The organism is Geotalea sp. SG265 (assembly GCF_022808985.1).
In the GTDB taxonomy this organism is placed as follows: domain Bacteria; phylum Desulfobacterota; class Desulfuromonadia; order Geobacterales; family Geobacteraceae; genus Geotalea.
This window is the reverse complement of sequence record NZ_JAKZFT010000029.1, coordinates 1-17,235: the sequence shown is the minus strand read 5'-3', so window position 1 is coordinate 17,235 and position 17,235 is coordinate 1. Positions and strand designations below refer to the sequence as shown.

Sequence of the window (17,235 nt, the reverse complement as noted above, 5' to 3'; positions counted from 1 at the left end):
AACAAAGCGGTACCTCAACATCGATCTTCTCAAAGAACAGGAATTGAACCAGAAACTTGAAGTGGCCGAGGTAATCTAACCGAAACAGGCACTGCTAAGAAAAAAGCGAAAAACTCTTTACACTACCAGGGAAAAAGGTATTCTCTCGAAAATCGTAAAACTTCTTCAGTAATACAAGAATTCCGGCCAGCCCTCCAATGCCCGATAGAGGCATTAACCATTTCCCCAACATACTGTTCAAAAGAGCATTTATATCCAACATAAAAACCTCATCAAAGATGTCGTAGCGGGTAGTGGTTCCCGCTCCTTTTCTTTTTTTACTGATGGTAGCAAAGTAGATTATTCAGCATGTGTTGTGAGACAGCAAAACATAGCGAGCTGTTGACCAGAAGAAACATCTGTCCATAGTAAGTATTCGCCACACCTTTGGGCTCCACTTGTCCTTGGCTCCTTCGGGCTGCCCTAATACAAGCATGATTGGATTATTCATGTAATTTCCTGGGAAGGCGGCAATATTCCGTAGAGCACGCTTGTCAAGCCAGCTTAGGTAAGACCGTGACGCAGGATGTGTATGCCAGTCTCCTAAATATGTTATTTCCCCACCGCTATCATCGAAAATTCGGCCTATCTCTTCTCGATGATATTCATAGTCAGGTCGGAAAGATAGACGCCGATGCACCGCATTGCTGCCAGGGCCAACCATCTCGGTTACAACTACGTCATTGTCGTCCGCAGAGCAATATCCGGCTAGGACACCTCCTGTTTCAAGAGGGGCCTTGTCTTCTGCTTCCGTGGTAATTTTTTCCAATACATTGCGTGACAACCACACCCGCTTCACTTATTACACCTTGGACATTTGGGGTGCTTATGGAGAGGGTAGCTTTTCCAGTTTGGAAAGACAGCATTACCATTTTCTCGTAAGGAGAGGATCCCAATGTCATCTTCAAGTGACGGATATCCGCCAACAACTCCGGCACACAATGTTGCTACAGCCATGCGGACACCCGAGAGAGATATTTCCTCCACGTCAAATCCTGCTGCTTTGAACGTCAGGTCTCCACAGCCAACGGGTTGTAGTTCGTCCCCGTGGGGATCATAAGGTGGATTAATGATGTCTTTGCTCTCAAGAGCCTGGAGATAACAAAGGAAACATCCACTATCACCATCTGGTCTTATACGCACAACATTTCCACCCCATCCACCAGAGCGTGAAGAAACGGTTACATATGGAACACCCTTCTCCTTAGCGAGATCCGACAATAGGTGGTTAATGGCCATTTCTGCCGTTGCGTCGTATACAAGGTCAGCACCATCAATCATCTTTTCAATGATGTCCATCTGGTCGTAAGTAGCCAAGCTGAGATCTCCAAGGCTGATTCGGAAATCTTCGCCGACCTCAGGCGGATAATGGCTTCTATTGATTTTTGTAAAAGGATAGTTTGCTTCGATAAACTGAGATATCAGTTTCACCTTTCCTTCACCAGCTGAAGCAAGACCGAACGGCCACCGGCAAGCTGTGCCAGCACTGAGAAAGTCAGCGTCTAACAGCCTCAATTCACCGATACCAGCACGAGCGAGACCCAGCGCACTTGGTGCGCCTACACAACCCAAACCGAAAACCGCGATGGATTTCTGACGAAGTGGAGAAAGCTCAGGAATTCTTTCAAACAGATCGCGTTCCGCAGCAGGATCAGCTTTTACAAGCCAATATGGGGAGCTACTTCCTTCTTTCTTTGCAGAGCGTTGTCTTTCCAGTCGATAGCCAAGGAAAATCCACCCGTCTCTTTGCCCCCCGCCTGGCGCTTCTTCGGGGAAGCATATACCGCAAAGTCCGCTTCTCCCTTTTGCTTGATCAGTCAGGATTGCTTGGTTTATAGCAGGGTTCTGCCGTAACAAGCTGGCTAGTTCTTGTACGGAGCATACTTGAGGTGGCGCATCAAGCTTAATCCATGGAATTGTATGGTCTGCAAGGTTCCGACGTTTTACCCAGCTTCGTATTGATTCTGTGGCGCAATTAATTTCATTATATTCCTTGGAGAGAAGCTGAAGCCCGAACGCCACAAAGTGGGTTGAAGCTGTAACTTTTTTCAGGTCTTTAGTTGCTGCTATTTTCATCTTCCCTGAGCTGATACCCAAGGGGACTGCCCAAGAAGTATCAATCAGAACCGTTTGGCCTTCAACCCCTGGGAAGTAAGCATTTTTAGGTTCTGCCTGGCGGTCTTCGGTGTCAAGCCGTGCATCTTCGTATTTACGTACGCAAGCCAATTCCCATTCGGGTACCATTGACGTAATCAGACGAGCAGCAGTCATGCTGGGTTGCCAAAGGCCAGTATCGCGTTTCAGCAAGCAAATTTCGCCACACAAAGGGTTATAATGGCGGAAATCAAAGTTAAGGCCTGGAATGAAGAGCCTCGGGCGAAAATATGGATACAGATCTGGGTAGATAATCTTGCCGAGATGCTGATTGCCAAAGAGTTGCAGATTTACTGTGATTACAACCTTCCCCTGTTTCAGCATGTCTTTTTGAAGTTGTGGCTGCATATTAGCAGCCACAAGATCATCAAGCTCTTGTTGCAACGTTACACGATTTTTTTCCCACCACTTCATTATCCCACCTGCCTTCCTCCACCAGGATTAGGGCGATCATGTGGACGATGCCCTGGATTTGGTGGTGGAGTCGCAGGCGTTGCTGGTTTTCCATCCCCATGAGGGTCTGCGGGTTTTGCCGGTGTTGCAGGGTTTCCCTGGTTGTTTTGGTTGTTCGGCATGTTTGTTATCTCCTTTTTTGGCTAGTTTCTGTCCCTTGGGGGACAAGGATCGTTGCCATGACTGTCTGCTCTGGCGATTCTTCCATCTTTGTTGTGGACAATGAATTCAGTGCCCTGATTCTGGCTTACTTGTCGGCCCCGATCAACTGCCTCCTGTTTGGTGTCAGTATGCAATGTTGCTCTTTCTGCACCATTTCTTCTGACATCCCATCCTCCGTCTGCGTTGGGTACAACATGATGCTCATCTCGTGACATGTGGAACCTCCTGCTTGGATTTTGTCAATGTGCCAATTCTATATCCCAAAATTGGGATCGGGTCAACAGGATTTTAACAAATAGCTATACAAATTATATAGCACATAGTTATAATGCCGCCATCGTCAGGCAAGGCAAGGGTTTTGAAAATTTCTCAAGCGCGAGCTCGCAAAATATGGTATTGAGGTTTATTTTTTGTTGGAGGCGAGGGAGGCTTATATGACGATTGGCAAACGAATAGCCAAGAAAAGAACTGATAAGAAGATTACTCAAGCGGCTTTGGCTAGTGCTGTAGGAGTGACAACCGCTTTCATAAGCCAGATCGAAACGGATGTGCGAAAACCGTCCTATGCACTCATGCTTAAAATAGCGCATCAACTGCAGGTACCACTTGAGCAGATTTTAAGTGAAGCTACCGAGCAGGTTGATGATCCTGTTGATAAGTTACTTCATACCCTGATACCTCGCCTGAAACCTGACCAGAAAAAGCAGATGATTGAATATGCTTTTATGTTATCTGGTTCAAAGCACTACAAAGACTTTCCACTTCTCACTTCGCCTATAGAATATGCTCAATTCATCATCCAACACTTTAAGATCAAAGATATTCCTGTAGACACCTACTACCTTGCCGAACAACTAGGGGTAACGATCCTTAAGGCAGAAGTCGGTGAATATGAAGGCGCGTTGTATAAGACTGCGGAAAGTCCTTTGATCGTTTTGGATACTGAGATAGGGAACCTTGAGCGAGAGAAATTCACGGTAGCTATTCTTCTCGGCCACCTCCTCTTGCCATGGCATCTAAAGCAGAACTTCTACAGACTGAAGCACAAGAAGTCGCTTGATCATGACGATCAGCTAGAGATTGAAGCAAGGCAATTTGCCGGGGAATTGTTACTTCCAGGCTCAATTGTGAAGCGTGATTTTAAAAACCTACAGCCTTCGATTGCTATCTTCGAGAAATATGCCTACGAGAAATACAAGTGTGCAATGACTGCGTTGGCTCATAAATACTCTGAATTTTATGGCGAGAAAGCGTTATACCTCTCTTCCGAGAAAGGAAGAATAACACGAGCATACGATAAGGCGTTTCCTTACAAGAAGGTTGAAGAAGTCAAAGCAGGTTCTTTAGCTCACTCCTTTATCTCGAATCCTCCCTCAGCAAAAGAGACCCGAACAGGGGTGGTGGATGGGAAAGTTTGGTTTCTAGATCTGCCTCCGAAACTGCAAGTGCATGAAGAATCGATGCTTGATCCAGCGCAAGGTGTTGTTATTACCCTGCTTCAGGTTCTGAAGAAATAATGCATATATCGCTCAATATGACCTAGTTGGCGTATTTGTGAAATATTCCATTTAGGTCATAAATTTGATTTATGCCATCTAAGACATATTCCTTCTGGCAGGTGTGCAATGGTGCTTCCATCAAGGGTTTTCTCTGCAGATTTGTTTGGTTCTTTGATCCGAGAAGAGCGGCAGCGGCAAGGTCTTACGCAAACTCAATTAGCCGAAAAAGTGTCCATGACCCAAAAAGCTATTTCGAAGGCAGAAAATGGGAATCCAGCGATCACGTTGGGGATAATGCTGCACTTGCTCTCGGCGTTGAATATAGATCTTGTTATGAAGCAGCGAGAGGCGGTCGTGTTAAAGGGGGATGAGTGGTAAAGTCTAAGACTGTTATTCTGGACACTCGGCGTTTAGTTGTACGAATTGCGGTAAAAATCATAGTAATAACCTCACTTGCAGCACGTGTAGTCTTCGCTGGCCCAATAGAGGATTGCCAGGAATACTCCAAATACGGAGTGCCAAGCAAGGATGGAGATATTCTTTGTAGAAAGGGGTACCTGCTATCTCATAATCCTAACACCAAGACCCCGGTCTGGGTGATTGAACATCTAACAAAGGAAAAGGCGAATGGAGATCTGGCCAGGACGAATGATTTCAGAGCAGATCCAGATCTGACCCAAGGTATAGCTGCCTTGCCAGGGGCATAGTTGAGCAACTAGCGATCAGCAACTATTTTGAGATAGCCGCAATTATGAATGTCCTAGAGAGAAAAGGTCTTATATCGAGGCAGGAAATCATCGAAGAAATCACATGATTAAGTAACCATAATTTCACCAAGCTGTGCTACCTGTACAAGCCCCAAGCGAAGACTCTCTCGCTCACGTCTCAAATTTCAGGCCTCCTTGGTCAAACCAAGCCTCACCCCCCCATTAATTCGCATCCCCTGGTAGTTCTTCACCGCCATATGTCGTTTTCTCCCTGGGGGAGAAAATCCACTTGTCTAATAACCTCAGTGGGCAACTCATGTGCGAGTGGTGGTGAGCGGCTTGTCTTTAGCAGCCAGAAAAACATATGCGACTTATTTTGTCGCATCGGTGCTGTATGGTGAATAATAGAGACAAATACCATACTTGGAGGCAAAAATGAGCGACAATAGTGTAAAAGAGTTACTAAGGCAGATCGTCGAGAACTCCATTTGGGCACCAGCTAGCGTATATGATGAACCAGCTACGAAACTCACACATTGGGCCGTGCGACGTGTATCAGCTGATTTCGAAGCCAAAGGCGACTCTGTTCATTTTGTTGGATATACAGGCTATGAAGGACGAGTATGTTCACCACTCCAGGATTATGAACCAGGCAAGATGGTTGCGATTAGCAGATCCGGGCGGAGATATGAGCTTGTGGGGCCGCCAGGGCATCATAACGACGCTGAGTGGGTGTGGGGATTATATCTCAAACGGAGCGGGAATCCCGAGTGGGAAGATCTTACTGACGATCATATCAAGTCCAACATTAAAGGGATTCCTATCTAAAATGTAAAAATATACGGGAACCAGGTTTACCCGCTGCTTTTGAGATACCCAGTTTCAATACCTCTTCGAAACCTAGAAGTGTAAAAAAAGTTTACACTTCCCTAACCAATTAATCCTTCGATGGTTTATAAGAAGTGTAAAATTTTTTTACACCTTTGTAACTAACTGATATTGTGATCATTTTTGTTTAAGTGTAAAAATCCTTTACACTTGACCGCCCTAACTTACCCCGCTTGCGATTGTTCGAACGCTTAATTTGCATGTTTTTACGACTAGTTACTACAGTGGCATGTTCTTTGATTATACCCTTCGATTCCCCTTAACATCGCAATGAATATGTCCTGTGGAGAACACAGGTAGCATCGGGTAGATAAAGGGTGCGCTAAAAAGAAGTGTCATGGAAATGTCTGTTGCGCTGGAACTTTACATCTCCTGATCAAATAAAATCTAAAGCTGCCAAAGGGCTGACCGAAAATGAAATAAATTAAGTAGGCACCCATGACACTAATTAGATTATTAAAATTTTAATTGTGTGGACACTGCTCACATTTTAGGGGTAAACCGTATACAACATAAGCACTGAATAGGGCAAAACTCGGGTAACCGGGTGACGCAAAGCTACCTGTCCAGCACCATCCTGGATCGAGGGGTTGTCGAAGGAGCAAAAGCTTGTAAAGCCTACCTTTGCGTAGGCTTTTTTTTGAGAATTCCATCACTGGAGGGCCTATGAAAAAAGCACTGTCTCTACCGTTATCAGTAATGGCCATCATGCTTCTTTCTGCTTGTGCAGGCAAGGAGCCCCCACCAACAAGTCATATCGTTGAACATCAAGAAAACCTCAAAACAGAACCCAATCAAGCACGAATCGTAGAGCCTGCAACCAAAGTTCTCGGCAAGGCCAATAACGTTCTTGTCAAAGAGATCAGAACACAGACCATTGGTGGTCGTATGTCCTTTGATTTCACGCTGTACAATGACCGTGGCCGCCGCGATGTCATAAACTATCGGGTGCGCTGGCTTGATCCGAACGGGATGACAGTGAGCCAGTATGACCCCTGGGAAACTGTCGCTCTTGAAGGCCATGAACAATCCGTCCTGTCTGTCACTGCACCTGTGCAGTCGGCAACAGACTTTCGTTTGGAGTTGAAACCGAACCAGTAGCTATTTCATGTGATGACGGAGGAGTGAACTATGAAAAGAACTTTGCCGGTTGTACTAATTTTGGCTTCTTTGCTACCCGCGTGCAGTGGAGTTCCGGTTCAGCGAACAGCTGAATTTGAAAAGGCAGATACAAATAATGACGGAAAGATCGTGCTGGCTGAGTGGATTCGTTACGGTGGAGCGGAAGCAAGTTTCGTTGCAGCCGACGTTGATCGGAAAGGAAGCTTGAATGAGGCGCAGTTCCGTCAGGCGCTCCGCTACAATGATGAGGCAACAGGGAACGGCACCGCCAGGCAGCAGAAGGTGATGGATGATCAGATCCTGGCTGATGTAAAGCTCGGCCTGTCGCAATCCAGAGAAATCAATGGTTGGAACATCAAGACCGAGGTTTACCAGGGAAATGTGACGCTTTCAGGAGCTGTGCGAACAGGTCGCGAGAAGCAGGTGGCCGAACAGATCGCTTCGGGAGTCATGGGCGTGAAAGCCGTATTTAACCAGATCGTCATCAAGCAATAACTACAGGAGGAATGACATGACCAGAGGCTTTCTTGCGACCACGATGCTGTTTTGCAGCACGCTGGCTAGTGTTGCATGTGCTGATGAAATGAATTTTAGCGGTACTGGCAAAGCTGCCATTACCCAGGATATAGCAGTTACTCGTACTGAATCGATGCGTGCCGCCAAACGTGATGCCGTCACAGTAGCAATCACAAAACTCAACGGTTCGACAGCGACGAACGACCCTAAGGTTCAGGCTGCTATAGACCAGATCGTTGCGCAGATCGGCGATGAAAAGATTTTCGACCAAACGAATTCAAAGGACGGGGCAAACAACTTTGTTACCAAGGTTAACATCCGCATGGAGGAACTGGAGTTCCGCAAGTTGATGCAGGATTATGGGATTGCCTCGACGGTGGCTCGCAACTACCCGGTGATGATTGTTATGGATGAGTTTTTCACAACCAAAACCGACCATAGCAAGCCTTTGCGCGAACTCGTCGAATACTCCCACGATAAGACAGCCACGCTTGACGCCAGCCATTCTGCTTCTGAAAGCGCATCCTCTGCCAACTCCGAATCTTCCAGCGGCAACTACTCAGGGGCTGCCAGCATGTCGGCAAGTGGATCATCCTCCGGTGCGATTGCTGTAGATGGGAATTACGCCTCCGGGCGTCACAGTGGCTCAGCCTCGGCATCTGTTCGGGAAAAATCTTCCCACGCATCGGCATCTTCCAGTCAGTCTTCAGCTTCGTCAAGTAACGAGGACAAACTATTTGCCCAGAAAAAGGATGTTGTGAATTTCAAAAAGCTGGTCGAATACCAGCCGCAAAATGTCGGGCCAGACAAGAATAACTATACGTATGCGGCTATTGTGCGGGAGGCTGCCAAGTTCGACCTGAACCTTATCGACAATGACGTCTTCCGCAGCAAATACTTTACTGGCAAGCCTCTTACGATGGAAGAGATTCAGAACTCCAGTGAACTTTCCAGGTATGTGGCCGCTGCCAGAGATAACAAGGCAGACTACTTCATGGTCGGTAACACCGTCATCATCAACAATGACAAGAGCCCGACCAGTGGCAATTACGTATGTGATGGCCTTGTAACGCTTAAGGCGTATTCCACCGAGGATGGGACAATACTGGCAACCGATGCGCGTAGCGAAAGTGCTTCAGGCAACAGCCCTGATCAATGCCGTGCCAACGTCGCCAACAAATTAGCTGGCTTCGTCGGCGCTACTCTTGGCGGGACAATCCACAGCTACTGGAGACAGCGCGAAGAGTACGGGCGTGAATACAATGTTCGTCTTATCAGCTTGCTAGGTAACCTTTCAGACGACGACAAAGACGCTTTTGCCGAGGCTTTGGAGAAGATGGATGGTGTGAAAAGCAAGGTTATTGAGCGTAAGAGCACCCGTGGAGAATTTGAGGTCGCGCTCACCTACAAAGGTGATAGATCTATCTCCCGCGAGATAGGTTCCGCTTTGAAAAAAGTAGCGGCTTTCAAAGCAGTGGGACGGAAAACTGATGGCACTACCATCAAAGTATGTTTAGAAGGCCCTTGCCCGGATAAATTGCCTTAAGGAGCGGATATGAAACTACTTTGGGCGACAGTACTTTCAGTCATCCTTTTATTTCCTGTCTATTCTTTTGCTGGCCCGGATGTTTACCCCATCAAAGAGGTGATCGGTTTTGATGCCAAGGGATTACCAGAAAAAGCGCCGCTCTTTGCAGATTGGGTAAAGGAACAGGGCTTACCTGGCTTGTCTGGCGAATTTATCGCAGCTATGAAAAAGGAATTCGGCGCGGTAGCTGTAGATAATATCGATTCCAAGAACAAGAACACAGTCCTTGTCGCATCACTGCATCTGGTTAGGGCGTCTCAGTACACAGTTCCGAAGAAGTTGAGTAACTGCATCGAATACCAGCTCCCCATTACATTGAGCCTGGTCTTCACCAACCCGAATACCGGCGATGTCGTCTATGCGTTCACCGATACCTCGTATGCGACGGCAGAAATCCATGAATCCGAGTCTCCGGCGCAATGCGATGTTCTGCTTCGCAAGGCGACTGCGGATAACTACTACAAACTCCTCGATATCCTCGTTCAGAAGGCCAAGAACAACTACAACCCAGCTCTGATTGAAGCATCTGTCGTTAAGATATGGAAAGGCCTGTATATCCTTAACAAAGGGAGCAAGGTCGGGATTGGTCGCAATGACAACCTTACTGATGCAGCTGGCAACCTTATTCAGGTGAATTATGTTGCAGAGGATTACTCGGTTGCCACGCCTGTCCTGGCCGAGAATATCTCCGAGGGTGCAAAGTTCTCGAAATATGCGAGTCAAAGCATTATAGCAACAATCAAGAAACCAAAAGTCCTGTCCATGCATGAAGGATGGATCGATCCCCAGCTCCAGGCGGTTGCCGGTTTCTTTGAATCGGAACTGTCGAAAGAATCGGCTTTCACCATGCTTCCTGTTCAGGAAAGCTTCTCTAAAATGCTGGGTTCTCTGGCTAGAGAGACTAACCTGGGGCAGTTTCAGGTAACGAACCAGCGGGCATTGCCGGGTTACTTCATCAAGTTCGGGTATGCCGCTCCTCGAATGTATGAAGTTGAGCAAAAGGGCAAATTCGGCTACCGCGTCTATGAGCAATATGTTCTTGGCGAGTTGCTGGACAAACAAGGCCGGATCATCTATTCAGCGGTCGGGAATGACAAGATCGAGGACAAGAATGTTGCCGGAATGGTTTTCAGCAAAGAGGCCAGGCTGGAGATCCTGCTTAAGAACGCAACCAAGAAGCTGGCGGAGAAGTTTTCACAGTCCATCAAGTTCTCCCACTTCTCCATACCTGTAACGAACGTCGAAGGTGATGTCATCAAGATGATAGACACTGCACGACAATTACGCCAAGGGAATTCAATACAAATATACCGAAACCTCGGGAAGGTTGAAAGTATCAGTAGCGAGGTTCTTGTCCCCATCTGGCAGGCCAATGTTGTAGATGCAACTAATGGCCAGGTACAGGCGAGCCTTTCACTTCCCGTTTCAGATGAGGTTAAAGGCGTAAAGGTTAAGCCTGAAGATCTGGTTATAGTGGATGCCATATCGGCGGGTTCTTCTGCAGGCAGTAATACTAGCGTGACGTACTGTAAGGAAGGATCACCAAAGCTGGGGGATCTCGAAAACCCGGATTTCCAAATAATTTCCAAGGGGGCTGGTTATCTGCTTCCGTATTCACTATTCGATGACGATGCTGATTTTCTAAACAAGCTGGAAGTTGCTATCCGAGAGGGAGGTTTCAAGCAATCCTCAATGAAGCTCGGCTCTGCAAATACAAATGGTCGTTGCCTTTTTCCCGTCTATAAGGCTGGCATCGAGAAGCGTGAGTGTGAGGGTGAAAATTGCGAAGTGGCTTTAAAGCTGGCGGCTGGTTTCAGATTATATGTCGGTAAGGAAAAGAAAGGCGGAGTTGCATCAGAAACCAAAGTGAATGTGACGCAAGTCCGTGAGATGGCTTTTGACCCGATCATACAGGGTGAACTCAGCAAAAATATATTGAATCTGCTCGAAATGAATATCGCAAAAGTGCGATTTCAATAACTCAAAGGAGGAGAAACATGAAACTGAAAACAACATTAGGTGCATTACTGATCCTTGGAGCAACCTGCAGCATGGCAGGCGCATTTGGTCTGCCGAAAATCGGTGGTGGAGCAGCCCCTGCGGGAGGGGATCCAGATGCATATCTCGTAAAGGTCAAGACATGTGAGACGTTGGTAAATAAAAGCGCGGACAACCTTTTTGGCTTAGTGGCAAGTAAAGAGGAGCAGGCAAAGGCAGAGGAAAAGCGGAAAAAGTTAAATGCTGCAACTGATGCGAAGGAAAAAGAGGCTTTGGCTCAGGAATTACGTGACAGCGAAATAGCTGCAATTAACAAAGCAGCCGCCAGTGCGCAGCTCAAAGCAGAAGCCGAAAAGTGGGACGCTGCAAAAAAGAAGTTGGCAGCAGATTCATTATACAACCTCACTCTTGGTGGGCTTGTGGCTACTAGTTTGGTTCCTGAAGGCCAAAACCTTACAAAATCTCTCCAATCAAATCCTATGATGCTGACAAAAGCAAATTCGATAGTCGCTTCGGTTAAATCCCTAGGTGGCATCGCAACTGGAACGACGAATATCGTTAAGACATTACCACCAGTCTTCAAGTCGGCGAAAGTAGAGGTAAACCTTCCTACGTCTTCATCTGCGGCTCCTGTAACTGTGTCTGGGGGCATCTAAGCCTTAACGCCAACATTGAAAAGGAACCATATCCATCGGGGGATATGGTTCCTTTTCTTTATGCAATGCTGGGTATTATCCAGCACTGACTCCTAGGGGTATGAAGTCATGACAAAGGCTGACATTGCTGAGATTATCGCATCGAAAACTGGGGCTACGCTGAGAGATTCAATGGATGCATTTCAATCGGTGCTGGAGATATTAAAAACGACTATTGCAACTGGAGAACCCGTAAAAATCACTGGTTTTGGCAGTTTCAATGTGAAACAGAAGAAAGAGCGAGTAGGTCGAAATCCACAAACAGGAAAACAAATGGCCATTACAGCTCGGAAAGTGTTGTCATTTAAGGCAAGTCCTGTTCTGAAGGCACAAATAAAATAGATTGGAATACGATGATATTAAAAGCAAGAGACGGCAGGGACGAGGATATTCAGGAGCTAAACCGTCTCCTAACACTCGACCTAAGTGGAAAACAAAGATTTCTCGTAGAACGTGAACTGAAGTGCCTGAAGTCTGGTAACAGCGGTGAAAGCAGTTCCGCTTATTATTTGGACTTTGGTTTTAAAAATTCGAAAAATTGGGTGGTCATTCATGATCTGCGAATTGAGCACCGGGGGCTAGTTGCTCAGATCGATCACCTTCTTATAAATCGGTTTCTGGAAGTTTATGTGCTGGAGTCGAAGAACTATTTCTATGGGGTCAAGATCACGGATGGCGGGGAGTTTCTCGCCTACAACGGAAAGACTTATCAAGGGGTAGAATCTCCAATCGAACAGAATAAGCGGCATATAAATCTGCTGCAGCAGTCAATCCTCGATAGAAACCTATCACCCACACGCCTTGGGGTACCTATACCCATTTCGTTCAAAAATCACGTCCTTGTTGCCCCTAATGCCAGAGTAGATAGACCCCCATCCGCTAAATTTGATTCGTCCCCAGTTATCAAGGCTGATGCATTTGCAACATTCATTGAAAAGGATGCTGACAGCAGATCAGTAGTGTCGGTGTTTGCTTCGGCGGCAAAGGTGATAGGTACCGATACACTGGAGGAATTCGGCCAAAAACTGATTCGGCTGCATAGACCCGGAAAATTTGATTACATAGCTAAGTTTGGGGTTAGCGAAACGAAGCCTGCTCCAATAACTAAAGAAAGCGTCGAGGCTGGAACAACCTCTACCGAGGGCAAATCTGCACAGGTGCGCGGGGAGAAGACCTGCATTAAATGTGGTATTGCAGTGGATAAAAAAGTCGTCTTTTTCTGCAATATCAACAAGTCCAGGTTCAAAGAACAGATTCTTTGTCGGGATTGCCAGCAAGGCTATCCGGCGTAAGTTGGCTGGAAACTGGTACTACGGAGGGATATGGAGTGGCTGAGAAAAAATTCACCAAACACTTTAAAAGGCACTTAAATCAGCAACTAAATCTCTACTTTAAGGAAAATGAACTGCCGTTAAAGGCAACCTGTGAGAAGTCAAAGGCTTCAATATATGGCAAAAACTTTATTGATATCGGAGTGAGTTATCATGATGACGATGATCCACAGAACTCGAATTATCTTGTAGGCATAGAAATAGAAACTATTTCCTCACCAAAGCAGATAGAACTAAATGTAACTAAGTTCAGAAATTGGGTTTTCAACTCTACCAAAAGAAAAGGTGGCCTCCTTCATGTCCTAGATATTAGGGCTAATATATCTGAGAACGCAATGCGTAGGCTGATTATTGCGATACAGGATAAAGTCATAAAGGATAAAGGTTTTTACTACGAATTTATGGTTAGGAGCCATGATCATAGGGAAACCGCAATTTCTGCTGTTGATATGCTGGATGATTGGGAGTTTAAAACCCGTTTCCTCTCTTTAGTAGACAGGGTTTTCCCAGAGGCTTTTTAATAGGTTGATACTTGAAGCAGTAATTGCTGAAAAGATGTAGAGAGCCGTGGAAACCACCGACAACGCAAGTGCAGGTTGGACAGTCGTCATTGATTCAGAAATGGAGATAGTTAGTGAATTTCCCGAAGAATGTGCAATGTGGCCTAGAAGACTTTCGCCGATGTGGATGGAAAGGCATAATCAATAATGCGAAAGATCAGCGTCACTTCACGATTTGGACGATGCTATCAGATGCCGCCCGTAAAGCGATAGAAGACGACAAAATTGCGGAAGGTAAGGTGCTTTGGCTTTTTGCCGAAGCTTGTTCAATGATGCTGAAACCAGCCAGTCTAAACTCGCCATTTGAACCGTCAGTAGTTCTAATAACTGGACGTTCGACTGCTTTGGAGGATTTTACCGAGGAGGATATAGCCTTTTTCTCCTCAATTGTTGAAGAAATCGATGAACCATGGCTACAGGCGAGGGTTGCTGATTTGCTTTGGCTGCTTCATCGCCCTCGCAACCCGAAATTTGCTCTAATAGCGATAGATGCATATCGTGCGATCACTCTCTCTTTTGAAACCTTTCTTTCCGGGAGTGTCTCGTGTTGGGATAGAGCGGTGACTCTGACAAAAATGCTACGTGCTGGCGCGGGAGATCGGCTAAAGGAGATAGCGGAAGAATTATACAGTTTAGTAGAAAGAGCTGTTGTAAAAGAAGGGGTCTTTTGTTTAAAGGTGCTTGATGTAATTGAGCGGCATCATCTAGGGCATGATCGCCACCAAGAATTAGGCAAAAAACTGGAATCCATGGCCAGAGAGGCTGAAGCTGACAAAGAATATTACCTAGCAAGGCAATATTTCGATGCAGCTTCAAGGTGGTTCTTGGCTTCCAAAGATAAGGATAAAGCAGCCGAACTGATAGTATGTTCAGCAGAAACATACGTTCAAGAGGCTAAGGCACGACTTGTGGGCGGTTCATCGGGATCACCTAGCCATATGGTGGCGGCGAGCTTTTTCGAAGATGCCATTCAGAAGCTACGCCACGTCCCAAGGGCACAGCGCCAGGCACTTAGAGTTGACGATAGGATAGCAGAAATTCATGCAGAGATGACCGAGATTGGGGAAAAAGCGATTGAAGAAATGCGGCTTATTGCAACGCCACCGATAGACATTTCGGACGTAACAAGTGCTTCCATGTCAGCTGTCCGAGGCAAGGAAGTTATAGAAGCTTTTACTACTTTTGTAAACCTTTATCCAGGAATTGCGAAAAAGAAGGTGCAAGAAGCTGCAGAAGAAATGCTCAAGGAAAGCGTTGTGCAGAGTCTTTTTGCTGGCACCCAGATGTCGCGAGATGGTCGGGTTATTGGAAAAACTCCCGCTTCATCTGGAAGCCCAACAGGTGAGGCTTTATGGGCTGAGATGGTGAGGCAACATGGGCGGGAACTTCGTTTTTTAGTCCACGGGTGCATTTGGCCTGCTCTTGAAGTTCTCAGGCTTGAGCATCGTGTAACGGAAGAAGCCTTTGTGACGCTTGCCGCAAACTCCCCCATAGTTCCTCCGGGCCGAGCTGTTTTGTTTGGTAAAGCTCTTTTTGCCGGATTCGATAATGATTTCATCACAGCGCTACATGTGCTTGTGCCTCAAATCGAGAATCTTGTCAGGTGGCATTTAAAGTCTCGCGGAATCAAAACCACAAATTTAGACACAAACGGAATAGAAAACGAAAATGGTCTAAGTACACTGGCTGAACTCCCGGAAATGGACAAAGTTTTTGGTGAAGATTTCACATTTGAGGTAAGAGCTCTTTTTTGCGATTCCTTTGGCCCTAATTTACGGAATGAAGTTGCACATGGATTATTGACCTCTGATTCGGCGCAGTCTGAATACTCAGTCTATGCTTGGTGGTTCGCTCTTCGGATAATCTTCAGAGCGTTGCTAAATTCAGCTCAGAATCAGGTTTCAGAAGGCTCGAAAGAGGAGGATGAAGCAGCACAAAAACCTACATCCGAGCAAAATAAAGAAAAATCAACTAAACATTAAAGAAGACGAGGAGCGACAAAAACCCTCAGATGCCAACCGAATGCATTTTACATTTCCTGAGAAAAAAGTTCTTTCAACGGTGGCTAGTTAATTCTGGATACAATATCTTTTACCTAGATCATAAGTCTCTACATTTTTGGAAGTAAGAAATATGCCGTCCTTATTAGCATCTATAACACAAAATCACAGAAATGGAGATACATTGTGTCAGATAGTAAGCTCTTAAACCCTATAGCCTATTACGTTGCAAATGGGAAAAAACATGAAATCAAAGCATCCGACTTGACGGATAAAGACAAATACCAACTGGCAAAGACTGTCAACCTAACAGATGAGGCTGAGTTACTAAAACTCTGGCCACGAGTCCCAGAAGGGAAGCGCCCTCATTTTTACGCACGTTCGTCTTCCAAGAGAAGAGTATCGGCGGTAGAGACAGATCCCGCACATAATGCGCAGATTAAAACCATACTGGACAAACTGAGCAGCATCCAGGTCTGGAAGGTAATGGTTAACGTTTTTATCGGCAAACACCAGGAAAAAGAGATTCTCTTGTGGCTTGACAATTATCAATGGGGCAAGGAGGTTCACAGAATATGTTCTTCTGAGCTAGTAATTCGACATGATTTATTCGGGCAATCTACGTTTCTAGCAATGTCAGTATCCAGGCCATGGGTTGCTATTGAGGTAATTAACTCACACTACCCAGAGGAACAATCGTTTCGTGAGATGTTGAAGTTAAGTAGTCAGGTACCGCTGCTCATTTTATTTGACATAATAAATGTAACGTTGCGCAATTACTTCCTAAAAGTGGATGAAAGAACTGAAGAAATTACACCGCTTTATTATATCTACGAAGGCAGTATGTGGAAGGGCGGAACTCAACGCAAAGATATAGATACGGCTACTCGATTCAAGATTGAGGTTTCTGCGGATGAGAAACGGTTGAGTGATCAGAAAAGGAAGAAAGTAGTTTGAGCCCTCGGATCCAAGGGTTTTGGCCACAACATAGGCGAGTTTTAGCTGTCGAATCGTGATCTTCTAATAGGGCCACTGCGGCTGACACCGGCAAATCGCCAAAAAGAGCAATACAGTGGGCTATCCAGGTGGCTTCCATTCCCCGCATCCATGCCCAATTCTGATAGATTTGACGTTGATTAAGGTCAGTCTCACTCTCCATTCTGAGGTCAAGTTCGTCGGCTTCTGCCAGTTTCTGGGAATATATATCCGACATTTTCAGCTTAGAAATAATACTCATACTCCCTCCACCTAAGTTTTATAACACATAAAAAATGTTGAGATTCATATAATTCATTACACAGAGTAGTCATAACACATTTAATAGTCTTCGTATGATATAAAGGGACGGTTACTGCTATGATTAAACCTGCATACTTCAATTATGTTTCAATACTTATCACTGCTGTCCCATAGTTTCTAAAGCAACACCAGTTGCGGCGAAGCCTCTATTTTCGGGGGGTTGAATAGGCTTTCGAGGTCGCGTCGCTCGAACAAATTCAGCTGTAATAACCGTAAGATCTGCT

General features: G+C 45.8%; 16 protein-coding genes and 1 riboswitch. Of the genes, 14 read left to right on the top strand and 2 right to left on the bottom strand.

The genetic code is table 11. The features are described 5' to 3' along the window. Positions 1-834: 834 nt before the first annotated feature. Positions 835-2,607, bottom strand: a complete 1,773-nt coding sequence (locus tag ML541_RS18615) for a ThiF family adenylyltransferase (protein WP_243375513.1) — start codon at positions 2,605-2,607, stop codon at positions 835-837. Between the two features lie 182 nt (positions 2,608-2,789). Beyond that, on the bottom strand, positions 2,790-3,023 hold the full coding sequence (locus tag ML541_RS18610; RefSeq protein WP_243375509.1) for a DUF2188 domain-containing protein: 234 nt from the start codon (positions 3,021-3,023) through the stop codon (positions 2,790-2,792). A gap of 219 nt (positions 3,024-3,242) precedes the next feature. On the opposite strand from ML541_RS18610, the gene ML541_RS18605 reads away from it, so the two are divergent. From ML541_RS18605 to ML541_RS18540, 14 genes are all read left to right on the top strand, one after another. Then, positions 3,243-4,325, top strand: a complete 1,083-nt coding sequence (locus ML541_RS18605; protein ID WP_243375505.1) for an XRE family transcriptional regulator — start codon at positions 3,243-3,245, stop codon at positions 4,323-4,325. Between the two features lie 108 nt (positions 4,326-4,433). Beyond that, a complete protein-coding gene (locus ML541_RS18600) occupies positions 4,434-4,685 on the top strand; it encodes a helix-turn-helix transcriptional regulator (RefSeq protein WP_243375503.1) in 252 nt (83 codons plus the stop codon). After that, positions 4,679-5,014 carry a DNA/RNA non-specific endonuclease gene (locus ML541_RS18595; RefSeq protein WP_243375501.1) on the top strand — a complete coding sequence of 112 codons (336 nt, stop codon included), beginning with the start codon at positions 4,679-4,681 and terminating at the stop codon, positions 5,012-5,014. Before ML541_RS18600 ends, ML541_RS18595 begins: the two co-directional genes overlap by 7 nt. A 435-nt stretch (positions 5,015-5,449) precedes the next feature. After that, on the top strand, positions 5,450-5,842 hold the full coding sequence (locus ML541_RS18590; protein WP_243375498.1) for a hypothetical protein: 393 nt from the start codon (positions 5,450-5,452) through the stop codon (positions 5,840-5,842). Between the two features lie 577 nt (positions 5,843-6,419). Beyond that, positions 6,420-6,500: riboswitch (cyclic di-GMP riboswitch) on the top strand. Positions 6,501-6,568: 68 nt separating this feature from the next. Then, a complete protein-coding gene (locus tag ML541_RS18585; RefSeq protein ID WP_243375494.1) occupies positions 6,569-7,003 on the top strand; it encodes a YcfL family protein in 435 nt (144 codons plus the stop codon). Positions 7,004-7,033: 30 nt separating this feature from the next. After that, positions 7,034-7,519 (top strand): BON domain-containing protein, encoded by a 486-nt coding sequence (locus ML541_RS18580; RefSeq protein WP_243375491.1) that lies wholly within the window; start codon positions 7,034-7,036, stop codon positions 7,517-7,519. A 16-nt stretch (positions 7,520-7,535) separates the two neighbouring features. Next, the gene (locus ML541_RS18575; protein WP_243375488.1) at positions 7,536-9,086 is read left to right on the top strand and encodes a hypothetical protein; all 1,551 of its coding nucleotides are present in this window, start codon (positions 7,536-7,538) and stop codon (positions 9,084-9,086) included. Positions 9,087-9,095: 9 nt separating this feature from the next. Next, complete coding sequence (locus ML541_RS18570; RefSeq protein ID WP_243375485.1) at positions 9,096-11,108, top strand: hypothetical protein; 2,013 nt, start codon at positions 9,096-9,098, stop codon at positions 11,106-11,108. A gap of 17 nt (positions 11,109-11,125) precedes the next feature. Next, positions 11,126-11,782 carry a hypothetical protein gene (locus ML541_RS18565; protein WP_243375481.1) on the top strand — a complete coding sequence of 219 codons (657 nt, stop codon included), beginning with the start codon at positions 11,126-11,128 and terminating at the stop codon, positions 11,780-11,782. A gap of 108 nt (positions 11,783-11,890) precedes the next feature. Beyond that, the gene (locus tag ML541_RS18560) at positions 11,891-12,163 is read left to right on the top strand and encodes an integration host factor subunit alpha (protein ID WP_243375478.1); all 273 of its coding nucleotides are present in this window, start codon (positions 11,891-11,893) and stop codon (positions 12,161-12,163) included. Positions 12,164-12,174: 11 nt separating this feature from the next. After that, positions 12,175-13,113 carry a nuclease-related domain-containing protein gene (locus ML541_RS18555; RefSeq protein WP_243375477.1) on the top strand — a complete coding sequence of 313 codons (939 nt, stop codon included), beginning with the start codon at positions 12,175-12,177 and terminating at the stop codon, positions 13,111-13,113. A gap of 35 nt (positions 13,114-13,148) precedes the next feature. Beyond that, positions 13,149-13,673 (top strand): hypothetical protein, encoded by a 525-nt coding sequence (locus ML541_RS18550; protein ID WP_243375474.1) that lies wholly within the window; start codon positions 13,149-13,151, stop codon positions 13,671-13,673. A 113-nt stretch (positions 13,674-13,786) separates the two neighbouring features. Beyond that, entirely contained in the window at positions 13,787-15,694 is a 1,908-nt protein-coding gene (locus ML541_RS19030; protein ID WP_243375471.1) for a DUF4209 domain-containing protein, read from the top strand. Positions 15,695-15,898: 204 nt separating this feature from the next. Next, on the top strand, positions 15,899-16,669 hold the full coding sequence (locus tag ML541_RS18540) for a hypothetical protein (RefSeq protein ID WP_243375467.1): 771 nt from the start codon (positions 15,899-15,901) through the stop codon (positions 16,667-16,669). Positions 16,670-17,235: the final 566 nt, after the last annotated feature.